Raw genomic sequence first — 12,838 nt, 5'->3', positions numbered from 1 at the left:
TGTCAGTGGGTGGGCGCGCCGAGGGCGGGGAGGACCACGGCGTCGATGTACGACATGAGGAAGGACTGCGTCGGCGGCTGGTCGTCGATCAGCGTCCGGGTGGCGAACGCGCCGACGAGCATGTGCACCACGTACTCCAGCGCGGGGCAGTCCGCACGGATCTCGCCGCGGTCGACGGCCCGCTGGACCACCCGGTTGAACTCCTCCATCTCCGGCTCGATGAGCAGTTCCTTGAAGGCCTGGAGAAGGTCGGGGTTGGCGTGCACCGCCATGAACAGACCCCGCATCAGCGCGGCGTTCTGCTGCATGTGGCAGTCGTCCTCGCGTGACGTGAGGGCGTGGAGGTCGCCCCGCAGGGAACCGGTGTCGACGTCGGCGATGTTCCCCGGCTTGTTGTGCCGGATCGCCTTCGCCACCAGCTCGGGCTTGCCGCCCCACTGGCGGTAGAGCGTCGCCTTGCTGGACCGGGTGCGGGCCGCCACGGCGTCCATGGTGAGGGCGTCGTAGCCGACCTCCCGGAGCAGGTCGAGCACGGCCTCGTACAACTCGGCCTCGCGCTCAGGGGTGATCCGACTGCGCCGCGCAGTTGCCGCCTCGGTCACGGTCCTCACCTTCCCACTCCGAACGACACGGTTTCGTACACCTAGAAGGTACCCCATCCGCGAGCGAAACGAAACGGTTTCGTTCGTGTCCTGGGTCACGCGCACCCTCATGCCGGGCATGCCACGAGTTGCTGAGGTCCGTTCCCGGGAAAAGCATGGGTAGGTGAGCTATCTGCGCCTGCCGCACCTCCATGACGACCTGCTGTGCTTCGTGGCCGAGGACGACCTGTGGCTGGCCCCCCTCGACGGTCCGGCGCGCGCCTGGCGGCTCACCGTGGACCGCACCAAGGCCGGCCACCCCCGCTTCTCCCCCGACGGCCGCCACATCGCGTACACGAGCTGGCGCAGCCTGGTCCCCGAGATCCACCTCGTCCCGGTCGACGGCGGCCCCGGCCGCCAGCTCACCCACTGGGGCTCGGCGGACACCCAGGTGTGCGGCTGGACCCCCGACGGCGTGATCCTCGCCGTCGCCTCGCACGGCGAGCCCTTCTCCCACTTCACCTGGGCCTACAAGGTCCGCCCGGACGGCGACCCCGGCCGCAAGCTCCCCTGGGGCCCGTGCTCCGACCTCCAGGTCACCGACCTCGACGGCGAACGCAAGACCCTGCTCCTGACCGGCACCCCGCCGCACGAACCGGCCGCCTGGAAGCGCTACCGGGGCGGGGCCACGGGCAGGCTCTGGCTGCACGGCGAACGCCTGCTCGCGGACCTCGGCGGCCACCTCGCCTCCCCCATGTTCGTCGGCGGCCGGATCGCCTTCCTCTCCGACCACGAGGGCGTCGGCAACCTCTACTCGTGTGCGTACGACGGCTCCGACCTGCGCCGGCACACCGACCACGACGCCTTCTACGCCCGGCACGCCGCCAGTGACGGCACCCGGGTGGTGTACCAGTGCGCGGGCGACCTGTGGATCGTGGACGACCTCGCCGCGGACTCCGAGCCGCGCCGGCTCGACGTACGCCTGAGCGGGCCGCGCGCGGGCCGCCGCCCGTACCAGGTGCCGGCCGCCCAGCACGTCGACGGCATCTCCGTGGACGAGACGGGCCGCGCGAGCGCCGTGGTCGTGCGCGGCAGCCTGTACTGGCTCACCCACCGGGACGGCCCCGCCCGCACGATCATCGACACCCCCGGCGTACGGGTCCGGCTCCCGGAGATGCTCGGCTCGGTCGGCCAGGTCGCGTATGTGACGGACGCGGAGGGCGAGGACGCCATCGAGATCGCCTACCTGCCCAGGGCCACCGGCGACCGCGAGCCGCGCCGACTGGCCTCGGGCGAACTGGGCCGGGTCCTGGAGATGGTCGCCGACCCGCAGGGTGAGCGCCTCGCGCTCGCCGCGCACGACGGACGCCTCCTGCTCCTCGACGTGACGGAGGACTCCAACGGCGAGGTCACCGAACTGATCCGGTCCGTCAACGGCCCCGTGCGGGACCTGGCCTTCTCCCCGGACGGCAGCTGGCTGACGTGGTCGCACCCCGGCATCGGCCGCACCCTGCGCCAGATCAAGCTGGCGCGCATAAAGGACCGGATGATCGTCGACGTCACCAACGGCCGCTTCGAGGACGAGAATCCGGTGTTCACCCGGGACGGCCGCTACCTGGCCTTCCTCTCCTGGCGCGGCTTCGACCCGGTGTACGACGTCCACACCGGCGACCTGTCCTTCCCGCTGGGCTGCCGCCCCTACCTGGTCCCCCTCTCCTCCGCGACCCCCTCCCCCTTCGCCCTGAACCCGGAGGGCCGCCCCGCGGCCGGCGGCCTGGACCCGGTGGAGGACGAGGAGGGCGGGGACGGGGGCGCGCCGACCGTCGAGATCGAGGGCCTGGAGAGCCGGGTCACCCCCTTCCCGGTCACCGCCTCCAAGTACTCGGCGCTGTACCCGGTCGCGGGCGGCGGACTGGTCTGGCTGCGCTGGCCGATCTCGGGCGCGCTGGGCGAGACGTTCGCCAACCCCGACGACATGACCGGCCGGCCGACCCTCGAACACTTCAACATCAGCAAAGCGAAGAAGTCCGAACTCGTCGACCACCTCGACTGGTTCGCGGTCAGCGGCGACGGCACCCGGCTGGTCCTGGTCGACGAGAACGACCTGCGCGGTGTCCCGGCCTCCGAGTCCGGCGACAGTGACACGACGGTGTGGATCGACCTGCGCCGCATCCTGCACCAGGTGGACCCGACGGCCGAGTGGAGGCAGTCCTACGCGGAGGCGGGCCGGCTGATCCGGGCGTACTTCTGGGAGCCGGAGATGTGCGGCATCGACTGGGACGCTGTCCTGGCCCAGTACCGCCCCCTGGTCGAACGGGTCGCCTCCCCCGACGAGTTCGCGGACCTCCTCCGCGAGGTACTGGGCGAACTCGGCACCTCACACGCCTACGTCTCCGCAGCCCGCCGCAACGAGGGCCCGGCCCACTACCAGCGCTGGCAGGGCCTGCTCGGCGCCAACTTCGTGCGCCGCGACGAGGGCTGGATGGTCAAGCGCATCCTCCCCGGCGAGTCCTCCGACTCCAAGGCCCGTTCCCCGCTGGCAGGCACCGGCATCCGGGAAGGCGCGGTCCTCACCCACGTCGACGGCCGTCCCGTGGACCCCGTCACGGGCCCCTACCCCCTCCTGGCCGGCGCCGGCGGCACGACGGTGGAGCTGACGTTCACCCCCGCGGAGGGCGAGGCGGGCCGCGCACGCCGCGTGGCCGTGGTCCCCCTCATCGACGAACGCCCCCTGCGCTACCAGGACTGGGTCGCCAAACGCCGCGCCGTTGTAAGGGAGTTGAGCGACGGCCGCTGTGGCTATCTGCACATCCCGGACATGGGCGGCTCGGGCTGGGCCCAGTTCAACCGGGACCTGCGCATGGAGATGTACCGCCCCGCACTGATCGTCGACGTACGCGGCAACGCGGGCGGTCACATCAGCGAGCTGGTCGTGGAGAAGCTCACCCGCACGATCCTCGGCTGGGACCTCACCCGCAACGCCCAGCCGGTGTCGTACGCCTCGAACGCCCCGCGCGGCCCGGTCGTCGCCCTCGCCGACGAGGCGACCTCCTCGGACGGCGACATGATCACGGCGGCCTTCAAGCTCCTCAAACTGGGCCCGGTCGTGGGCCAGCGCACCTGGGGCGGAGTCGTCGGCATGACCGGCCGCCACCGCCTCGGCGACGGCACGGTGATCACGGTCCCGATGAACGCGGCCTGGTTCGACGCGTACGGCTGGAGCGTCGAGAACAAGGGGGTGAGCCCGGACGTCGAGGTCCTGCGGACACCGCTGGACTGGGCGGAGGGCCGCCACGCCCAGCTGACGGATGCGGTGGAACTCGCCCTGGAGCTGTTGGAGACGAACCCCGCGGCAACGCCCCCGGACTACGCACACGTACCGGACCGCTCACGTCCGAAGTTGCCCCCGCGTTCTTGAGACGCGCCAGGGGGTCCGCCAGGGGCGCGGGACTACTTCAATTTGCGGCTCCGCCGCGTGGGCGCGACAAGCCCCCACCGGCCCGCACCCGACAACGCACCCCCGACACAAACACAAACGCGGGGCACCCACCAACCAGGGGGCGCCCCGCGCTCAGCGAACCGACTGACTACCGGTCGTAGTCCTGGTCGAATCGCTCCTCGTCCTCACGCTCACGCTCACGCATCCGCTCGGACTCCTCGTCCTGCGGCGGCCGCTGGCGCCCACGCTCCGGCTGGCCCTGCGGACGCTGCGGGCCCTGCTGCCCGTGCTGCCCGTGCTGACGCGCACGCTCCTGCAGCTGCTCGGACTTCTCCTTGAACTGGTCCTTCATGCCCATGTGGGTTCACTCCCGTAGTGAGTGGGGGTTGGCCCCTCGGTGGGGCCTCGACCAGATTCACACGGGCGATAACCCTGCGCATGTCGATCAGTTACGCCGCGTAATACGCTCCTGCTCATCGGCGGCGCCGCCCGCTCCGACCAACCCCGTCCGCACCCCCACCAGCCGGTCCCCGAACCGCCGCATCTCCCGTTGCCCCACGGTCCCGATGAGCCCCGGCAGATACCCGCGCACCCCCTGCATCCCGCGCAGCCACCACTGCGCGTAGACATGGCTGGAGCGCCGCTCGATCCCGGCCACGATCCGGTCGACCGCCGGCCCCAGCGGATACGTCTTGTTGGACGGCCAGGGCAGCCGCTTCCTCAACTCCCGCATGACGTCGTCCTGATCGGCGCCGCGCACCATGTCGGTGTCGGTCCAGGACAGATAGCCGACCCCCACCCGCACGCCCTTGTAACCGACTTCGGCCCGCAGACTGTGCGCGTACGCCTCCACACCGGACTTGGACGCGCAGTACGCGGTCATCATCGGCGCCGGCGTGATGGCCGCGAGCGAGGCTATCTGCAGGAGATAGCCCCGGCTCTCCATCAGCACCGGCAGAAACGCGCGAGCCGTCACCGCCGATCCGATGAGGTTGACCTCGATGACCCGCCGCCACGCCTCCGGGTCGGAGTCCACGAACGGCCCCCCGCTGGCGACACCCGCGTTGGCGACGACGATGTCGACCTTCCCGAACCGTTCCTTCACCTCCAGCGCGACCCGCGCCATCGCCTCGTGATCCGTCACGTCGGCGTACCAGTGGTCGCTGTCGCTGTGCAGCCGTGCGGAGACCTGCTTGAGGGCGTCCGCCTCCAGCCCCACGAGCGCCACCTTCGCGCCGCGCGCCGAGAGCTTGCGGGCCAGCAGCTCTCCGACGCCCCGCGCCGCCCCCGTGACGACGGCTACCTGTCCTTCAAGGCTCACCCTGCTCATGCGCCCTCCTTGACCTGCGTGTACGTGTCGGCCTGCGGGTACGTCATCACGAGCTCCCGTATCTTCCCGGTCACCAGCTCGGGCGCCTCGACCGGTGTCATGTGCCCGAGCCCGGGCAGTTCGGTGACGCCGAGGCAGTGCGGCAGCGCGGCGGCCAGCGAGCGGGCGTGCACCGGCGGGGTCAGGCGGTCGGCCGTGCCAACGACCACCGCGGTCGGCACCGTCAACTCCCGCACGCCGTGGTCGAGATCGAGCAGATCCAGCACGTTCGACCAGGCGTACCGCACCTTGCGCGGGCACGCGTGCACGATCCGCGCGCATGCCTCGACCATGTGCGGGGCCGAACCGGGGCCCATCGTCGCGTACTTGAGAATCCCCCTGGCGATCGGCGTGACCGGCCCGAGCGGCGCCCGGGAGCCGAGGATGTGCTTGGTCAGCCAGGTCCGCAGCCGCCCCGGCCGCATCGGTACGACCGTGGACTCGGCGACCAGCCGCGAGGCGCCCGTGCTGCACAGCAGGACCGCTGCGGCATGCGCGCGGAACCCCGGGCGGCCGGCGGCGGCCATCACCGTCATGCCGCCCATGGAGTGCCCGACGATCACGGCCTTCTCGCCGGGTGCGAGCGTGGCCTCCAGTACGGCTTCGAGGTCGTCGGCGAGAGCGTCGCTGCTGCACGCCGGGCTCGCCGGACTGCGTCCGTGGCCGCGCTGGTCGTAGGCGATGACCCGGTGGTCGACGGCCAGCTCCCGGATCTGCGCCGCCCAGAAGGCCGTCGAGCAGGTCCAGCCGTGCGCGAGCACGACGGCGGGCGCGGCCGTGGCGTCGAGGGGACCGTGCACCTCCACGTGCAGACGGGCGCCGTCGGCGGACATCGCCGTCAGCTCACGGGCGGGGGCGGGCGGGGCGTACGGCCCGGAGGCGACGTGCGTCAGCCGGCTCACGCGGTCACCTCCGACGTGGCGTCCTTGGACTTGGCGTCCTTGGTCTTGGCGTCCTTGGTCCTAGCGTTTTTGGACTCGGCGTTTTTGGACTCGGCGTCCGTCTCGGCCGGCGCTCGCAGGAGTTCGTACTCCGCCAGATCCACCCGCCGCGTGGCCCGCCGGAACTCGGACGTCGTACCGGGCCACACCGTCGTGTTGCGGCCGCTGGCATCCAGGTACCAGCTGGTGCAGCCGCCCGTGTTCCACACCGTCCGCTTCATGCGTTCCTGAACCCGCCGGTTCCAGGCGTGCACGGCGCTGGGCCGGGCGTCCAGAGCCGCGCGTCCGCCGAGGACGTCCAACTGCTTCACGAAGTCGGCCATGTAGTTCAGCTGGGACTCGATCATGAGGATCATGGACGAGTTCCCGAGGCCCGTGTTGGGCCCGATGATCGTCATCCAGTTCGGGAACCCGGCGGCGGACGCGCCGCGCAGCGCCTCCATCCCGCCCTTCCACGCCTCGGCAAGGGTCTTGCCCTCCGCGCCCACCACCCGGTCCGCGATCGGCATGTCGGTGACGTGGAACCCCGTACCGAAGACGATCGCGTCGGCCTCGGCCTCGCTGCCGTCGGCGGCGACCAGGGTCGAGCCACGGACCTCGCTCAGACCACTGGCGACGAGGTCCACGTTGGGCTGGGCGAGCGCCGGATAGTACTCACTGCTCAGCAGGATCCGCTTGCAGCCGATGCGGTAGTCGGGGGTCAGCTTGGCGCGCAGGGCCGGGTCCTTGATGGAGCGGCCCATGTTCCGCTTGGCCAACTGCTCGATGAGACCCAGCTCGTTGGGGCGCTTGGTGAACGCCTGGACCTGAAGCTCCCGGATGCCCCACAGCAGTCCGCGGCGCAGTTGCGCGGTGAGGGGCAGGGCCCGGTGCAGGGAGCGCTCGACGCCGGTGATGGCACGGTCGACGCGGGGCATGACCCACGGCGGGGTGCGCTGGAAGAGCGTGAGCCGCTCGACCTCCGGCTGGATGGACGGCACGATCTGGATGGCGGAGGCGCCGGTGCCGACCATCGCGACGCGCTTGCCGCGCAGGTCGAAGTCGTGGTCCCAGCGGGCGGAGTGGAAGACCTTGCCCGGGAAGGAGTCGAGCCCCGGGATGTCCGGCATCTTCGGGTCGGACAGCGGCCCGGTGGCGGAGACGACGAGGTCGGCCGACAGATTCCCGCTGCTGGTCTCGATGTCCCAGCACAGCCGCTCGGCGTTCCAGGTCATCCGCTGCACCTCCGAGTTGAAGCGGATGTGCGGCCGCAGCCGGAAGACGTCGGTGACGTGCTCCAGGTACGCGCGGATGTGCTGCTGGCCGGAGAAGGTGCGCGGCCAGTCGGGGTTGGGCGCGAAGGAGAAGGAGTACAGATGGGACGGCACGTCACACGCACACCCCGGATAGCTGTTGTCCCGCCAGGTGCCGCCGACGCTGTCGGCCCGCTCCAGGACGACGAAGTCGGTGACGCCCTCGCGCCGCAGCCTTACGGCGGCCCCCAGCCCGCCGAACCCGGACCCGACCACCGCGACCCGCACATGTTCGCGTTCGGCCATGCCTGTGCCTCCCTAGCTTCTCCCGGACCCCGGAAACCGGAACCATGCCAGTGAACACTGGCACAATGGGGAGAGTAGAGGAGCTCCGTACCGACCGGTAGGGGTCGGATCGAGGAAAGTTACCGCCGGTACGAATTAAGGTTCCCGGGTGACCGAGAAGCGTGAATACCGCATGGAGGAACTGGCCCGCCTGGCCGGCATCACGACGCGCACCCTGCGCTTCTACCGCGAACGCAAGCTGATCCCGCCACCCCGCCGCGAGGGCCGCATCGCCTGGTACGACGACCACCACCTGGCCCGCCTGCGCACGATCTCGGCCCTGCTGGAACGCGGTCACACCCTGAACGGCATAGCGGAACTGGCCGACGCCCTCGACCACGGCCGCGACGTCGCCGACCTCCTCGGCGCCGCCCCCACGGAGGAGGAGCCGGTCCGCCTCACCCCCGAGGAACTCGCCGCACGCTTCGAGGGCCAGGTCACCCCGGAGAACCTTGCCGCCGCTCTGGAGCTCGGGTACCTCGGCACCGACGGCGGCGAGATCGTCCACATCAGCCGCCGCCTCCTTGACGTCTCCTCGGCCCTGGTCCGCGAGGGCATCCCCCTCGCCGAGGTCCTGGCGGCGGGCAAGCAGGTCCGCGAGCACGTCGACGACCTCGCGGAGATGTTCGCCGAACTGGTCCTGCGCCACGCCCGCGAGGACGACCTCCAGCGCCTGCGCCCACTCGCCCGGAGCGTGGTGGAGGCGGAGCTTTCGCTGGCACTGGACCGACGGCTGCGCAAGCAGAGCGATCGGGACTGACGGCGAGGACCGGACTAGCGGCCGTAGACCACCGTCACCGGCGCGTGGTCCGACCACCGCTCGGCATGCGTCGTCGCGCGCTCGACGTACCCCTTGAGCGCCCTGTCGGCGAGCCCCGGCGTCGCGACCTGGTAGTCGATGCGCCATCCCGTGTCGTTGTCAAAGGCGCGCCCGCGGTACGACCACCACGAGTACGGCCCCTCCACATCCGGATGCAGCGACCGCACGACGTCGACATAGCCCGCGGCGCCCGGCGCGAACACCTCGGTCAGCCACTCCCGCTCCTCCGGCAGGAACCCGGAGTTCTTGGTGTTGCCGCGCCAGTTCTTCAGGTCGGCCTGCCGGTGGGCGATATTCCAGTCGCCGCAGACCAGGACCTCGCGGCCGTCGGCGGCGGCGCGCTCGCGCAGGGCCTTCAGGTAGGCGAGGAATTCGCCCATGAAGCGGACCTTCTCGTCCTGCCGCTCGGTACCCACCTCGCCGGAGGGGAGGTAGAGCGAGGCGACCGTCATACCCGGCAGGTCGGCCTCGACGTAACGCCCGCTGTCGTCGAACTCACTCGACCCGAAGCCGACCTGGATCCGGTCGGGCTCGCGGCGGGTGTAGAGGGAGACGCCGGCGCGGCCCTTGGCGGCGGCCGGCGCGTGCACGACGTGCCAGCCGTCGGGCGCGCGGACGCCCTCGGGCAGCTGCTGCGGCTCCGCGCGCACCTCCTGAAGGCACAGCACGTCGGCCTCGGTGCCGGCGAGCCACTCCACGAAGCCCTTCTTCGCGGCGGCCCGCAGCCCGTTCACATTCACAGAGGTCACAGTGAGCACTCGGGCACCTTACCGGCACACTGGACGGTGTCCGATTCTGGAACCTCTTGATCTTGAATTGATATACGGTATCTAGCATGTATATACACCCGGTCCCTTTCGACCACCCCGACGCCGTCAAGCTCAACGACCAGGTGCAGGCCGAGTACGGCGTCCGCTACGGCGACGACGGCGACGCCACGCCCCTGGACACGGCGGACTTCAGGCCGCCGAACGGCCTGTACCTGATCGCGTACGACGCGCTCGGCACCCCCGTCGCGTCCGGCGGCTGGCGGGCCCAGGACGAGAACGGCGAGGGCAACGAGGACGGGGACGCCGAGCTCAAGCGGATGTACGTCATCGAGCAGATGCGCGGGCGCGGCCTGGCGAGACGCATCCTTGCCGCGCTGGAGGACGACGCGCGGGCGGCGGGCCGCACCCGCATGGTGCTGGAGACCGGGGCGAAGCAGCCGGAGGCGGTGGCGCTGTACACGTCCAGCGGCTACGAGCCGTGCGGGAAGTTCGGCTACTACCGCTTCCACGATCTGAGTCTGTGTTACGCGAAGGCGCTGTGAGCGGTCAGTTCCGTGCGGCGTTGACGCGGTAGAGGTCCCGCACACAGAGGTTGAGGACGGTGGCGGCGACGACGAGCCCGGCGCACACCATCAGCACCGTCCGGTTGTCCCAGCTGCCGGCGGCGAGCGCGGTGAGCAGGTAGCCGAGCGGAATGGCCAGCCGCTCCCCGACGCTGTTGAACGCGCTCATGCGACCCAACTCGCCCTGCGGCACATGCTGCTGGAAGGCGGTTGTCCACGCGACGATCGCCACGTCCAACGCGACCCCCGCGAGCAGGGCGGCCAACAGCAGCCAGGGCAGCGGCAGTCCCCACGCCATGACGAGCAACGGCCCGGCGAGCGGCGCACCTGCCGCGACCGCCACGACCATCAGCCGGTACGGCCGCCAGCGCAGGCACACCACGGTCCCGACCAGCAGTCCCGCGGAGAACGCGGCCGCCACGAGCCCCCAGTCACGCGCCCCCGCGTACTGTTCCGCCGCGACGACCGGCCCCAGCAACTGGAACCCGGCCAGCCAGGCGGCGACGAGGACGGCCCCGGCGACCGTGTAGGTCCACAGCCAGGTCCGCGACCAGAAGCCGGTCCAGCCCTCCCGCAGGTCACTCAGCGCGCTGGTGACGGTGACGGGCGCGCCCAGGCGCAGCCCGAGCAGCAGGACGGCGGCCACGGCGAAGGTGAGCGCGTCCCAGGCCAGCGCCCAGGCCGGGCCGCCGGCCGCGACGACGACTCCGCCGATGGCGGGCCCGAGCACTTTGACGGCGTTGATCGGCAGTCTGAGCAGGGCGTTGGCCTGCTGCAACTGCTCCGGCGGCACGATCTGGGGCACGGCGCCCTGGGTGGCGGGCACGGTGAAGGCCATGGCCGTCCCCGAGACGAAGCCGCACACCGCGATGGAGGTGGTCGTGGCCTGCCCGATGGCGACCGTCACGGCCAGCGCCCCCTGAGCGGCGGCCGCCAGCAGGTTGCCGAGGAAGAGCAGCCTGCTCCGGGAGACGCGGTCCGCGAGCACTCCGCCCACGAGAAGGAAGACGATGGTGGGCACGGTGTTCGTGGCGAGCACCACACCGAGGTCGCCGGCGCCACCGCCCTGCTCGATCACGGAGTAGGCGAGCGCGAGGGGTGCCATCGCGGACCCGGTGGCCGAGATGAGACTGGCGGTCACGAACCGCAGGAAGCGTGCGTCTCGCAGCGGCGTCACGCGCCTCGCCGGTAACTCCGCGGTGGCCTTCTGCACAGTCCCCCTCAAGACGTGACTCCTTGGGAACAGCAAAGATCCCGCCCGATCAACCGATCGGACGGGATCTTTCAACTACCCAAGTCTCCTTGGAAAGTTGTTGCGGTGGACCTGAGGGGATTTGAACCCCTGGCCCCCTCGATGCGAACGAGGTGCGCTACCGGACTGCGCCACAGGCCCTTGCAACGAGTGAAACTTTAGCACCCCGATCGGGGTGCTTGGAAATCCGTTACCTGGCCGGACGAGGGCGGCTACTCGTTCGCGGCGCGCGGCCGCTCGCCGTCCTCGAACTGGTCGAACAGCGGCGTACGGCCCCGCTCACGCGCCCGGCGGGCGGAGGCGGCCCGGCGCGCGTCGCTGCGACCGCCCCCCTCGGCTTTCTCCTCCTCGCGGCCCGCGTCGCCCGGCTCGGCGTCCCGCCCGGGCCCGTCCGCGGCCTCGGCCGCCTCCCGGTCCCGGCCGACGGGGCTCGACCGTGCCGAGCTCCAGGCGTCCGGCGCGCCGAGGTCCACGTCGGAGGTGGCCCGAGGCGCGACCGGCGCGGTCACGTACGTCGGCAGGGGCACCGGTACCGGGTCCCAGCTGTCGCCGTGGCCGGGCCTGCGCTGCCGCTCGCGCTGCTGGTCGACCCACTCGGCGTGGTCGGTCTGCTCGACGAGGGCGCGCCGGTCCGCGGCGAGGGCGGAGAGCCCGGGGTCGGTACCTGGTTCGGGCCCCTCGTCGGACTCGTCGAGGCCGGCACCGGCGTCGGCGGGGCCGCGTCGGCGCGACTGGCGCGCATGCTCGCGGAGCCGCTGCGCGGCGATCTCTGCGCGGCGCCGGTCCATCTGGTAGGCGAAGCGGCGCCGCTCCTGGGAGCGCAGATACGCGATGTACCCACTGAGCATGACGGCGGGAACGCCGGGCGCCCACAGGAACGCGAGCCCGCCGACCGCGGCGACGATCGCGCCGAGGGTGAAGGCGAGGAAGAGGACGACGGTGGTACGCCGACGGCGCGCGAGCACCTTGAGGCGCCGGGCCCGCGCTGCTGCCGCCTCCTCCGAGGCCGAGGGCGCCCGCCGTGCGGCGGGCACTCGCTTGCGTGCCTTGGCCGCCGGGCCGGAGCCCGCTTCGGCCGTGGGCGCGCCCGTGCGTTCGGGGGCCTGCCTTGACCCGTGTTCGGGTGCCGGTTTGCCCCCCTGTTCTCGCATGGGTTCCCGCGCGGATTCCCGCGCCGGCTCCGGGCGCGCCGGTGCCTGTGCCTGTACCGCAGCCTGGGTCTGCGGACGGGTCGGTGGCACGGCGAAGGCCCGGACGTCCACCGACTCGGTGACGTCGCCCGGGTCATCGGCGCTGTGCTCCCCCTCCTCGGTGGAGCGCGCGCGCAGGTCCTTGGCGTACCGGCGCTCCATCCCCGCCCGTCCGGACAGCAACCGGATGGCTGTGCTGAAGCGTTCCGTCGGACGGGCCTCGTTCAGCTCGTCCTGCCTACGGAGCCACATCGGCACCAAGTAGGCGGCCCAGGCCCCGACAATGACTGCGTAGATGAGGCCGCTGCTGCTCACGTCTCACACGGTAGAGGGGTT

At 71.4% G+C, this 12,838-nt stretch carries 11 protein-coding genes and 1 tRNA gene; 3 read left to right on the top strand and 9 right to left on the bottom strand.

Annotated features, from left to right (window positions below; translation table 11 throughout):
* Positions 1–2: 2 nt before the first annotated feature.
* The gene (locus OHT51_RS24635; protein ID WP_328881091.1) at positions 3–602 is read right to left on the bottom strand and encodes a TetR/AcrR family transcriptional regulator; all 600 of its coding nucleotides are present in this window, start codon (positions 600–602) and stop codon (positions 3–5) included.
* A 163-nt stretch (positions 603–765) separates the two neighbouring features.
* Between OHT51_RS24635 and OHT51_RS24630 the strand changes: the two genes are divergently transcribed.
* Entirely contained in the window at positions 766–3,999 is a 3,234-nt protein-coding gene (locus tag OHT51_RS24630) for a S41 family peptidase (protein WP_328881090.1), read from the top strand.
* Positions 4,000–4,168: 169 nt separating this feature from the next.
* On the opposite strand, the gene OHT51_RS24625 is transcribed toward OHT51_RS24630, so the two are convergent.
* The 4 genes from OHT51_RS24625 to OHT51_RS24610 all read right to left on the bottom strand — a co-directional run bounded on the left by OHT51_RS24625 (position 4,169) and on the right by OHT51_RS24610 (position 7,868).
* Positions 4,169–4,378: a hypothetical protein gene (locus OHT51_RS24625; protein ID WP_328881089.1), complete on the bottom strand. Its 210-nt coding sequence runs from the start codon at positions 4,376–4,378 to the stop codon at positions 4,169–4,171.
* A gap of 87 nt (positions 4,379–4,465) precedes the next feature.
* Positions 4,466–5,350, bottom strand: coding sequence for an SDR family oxidoreductase (locus tag OHT51_RS24620; protein WP_328881088.1), 885 nt, complete (start codon positions 5,348–5,350; stop codon positions 4,466–4,468).
* Positions 5,347–6,291: an alpha/beta fold hydrolase gene (locus OHT51_RS24615; RefSeq protein ID WP_328881087.1), complete on the bottom strand. Its 945-nt coding sequence runs from the start codon at positions 6,289–6,291 to the stop codon at positions 5,347–5,349. The genes OHT51_RS24620 and OHT51_RS24615 overlap by 4 nt, the downstream gene beginning before the upstream one ends.
* A complete protein-coding gene (locus OHT51_RS24610) occupies positions 6,288–7,868 on the bottom strand; it encodes a flavin-containing monooxygenase (RefSeq protein WP_328881086.1) in 1,581 nt (526 codons plus the stop codon). The genes OHT51_RS24615 and OHT51_RS24610 overlap by 4 nt, the downstream gene beginning before the upstream one ends.
* A 172-nt stretch (positions 7,869–8,040) precedes the next feature.
* Between OHT51_RS24610 and OHT51_RS24605 the strand changes: the two genes are divergently transcribed.
* Positions 8,041–8,667 carry a MerR family transcriptional regulator gene (locus tag OHT51_RS24605; protein WP_443052729.1) on the top strand — a complete coding sequence of 209 codons (627 nt, stop codon included), beginning with the start codon at positions 8,041–8,043 and terminating at the stop codon, positions 8,665–8,667.
* 14 nt (positions 8,668–8,681) lie between these two features.
* On the opposite strand, the gene OHT51_RS24600 is transcribed toward OHT51_RS24605, so the two are convergent.
* A complete protein-coding gene (locus tag OHT51_RS24600) occupies positions 8,682–9,485 on the bottom strand; it encodes an exodeoxyribonuclease III (protein ID WP_328881084.1) in 804 nt (267 codons plus the stop codon).
* 77 nt (positions 9,486–9,562) lie between these two features.
* Here OHT51_RS24600 and OHT51_RS24595 point away from each other — a divergent pair, with 77 nt between their 5' ends.
* Complete coding sequence (locus OHT51_RS24595) at positions 9,563–10,039, top strand: GNAT family N-acetyltransferase (RefSeq protein WP_328881083.1); 477 nt, start codon at positions 9,563–9,565, stop codon at positions 10,037–10,039.
* Between the two features lie 4 nt (positions 10,040–10,043).
* Here the strand turns inward: OHT51_RS24595 and OHT51_RS24590 are convergent, their stop codons facing one another.
* The 3 genes from OHT51_RS24590 to sepX all read right to left on the bottom strand — a co-directional run bounded on the left by OHT51_RS24590 (position 10,044) and on the right by sepX (position 12,817).
* On the bottom strand, positions 10,044–11,273 hold the full coding sequence (locus OHT51_RS24590; protein WP_443052728.1) for an MFS transporter: 1,230 nt from the start codon (positions 11,271–11,273) through the stop codon (positions 10,044–10,046).
* 106 nt (positions 11,274–11,379) lie between these two features.
* Positions 11,380–11,453, bottom strand: a tRNA-Ala gene (locus OHT51_RS24585).
* 71 nt (positions 11,454–11,524) lie between these two features.
* Positions 11,525–12,817 carry a divisome protein SepX/GlpR gene (gene sepX / locus OHT51_RS24580; protein ID WP_328881082.1) on the bottom strand — a complete coding sequence of 431 codons (1,293 nt, stop codon included), beginning with the start codon at positions 12,815–12,817 and terminating at the stop codon, positions 11,525–11,527.
* Positions 12,818–12,838: the final 21 nt, after the last annotated feature.

Source organism: Streptomyces sp. NBC_00299 (assembly GCF_036173045.1).
Lineage (GTDB): Bacteria > Actinomycetota > Actinomycetes > Streptomycetales > Streptomycetaceae > Streptomyces > Streptomyces machairae.
This window is presented reverse-complemented; position numbering and strand designations above follow the sequence as displayed.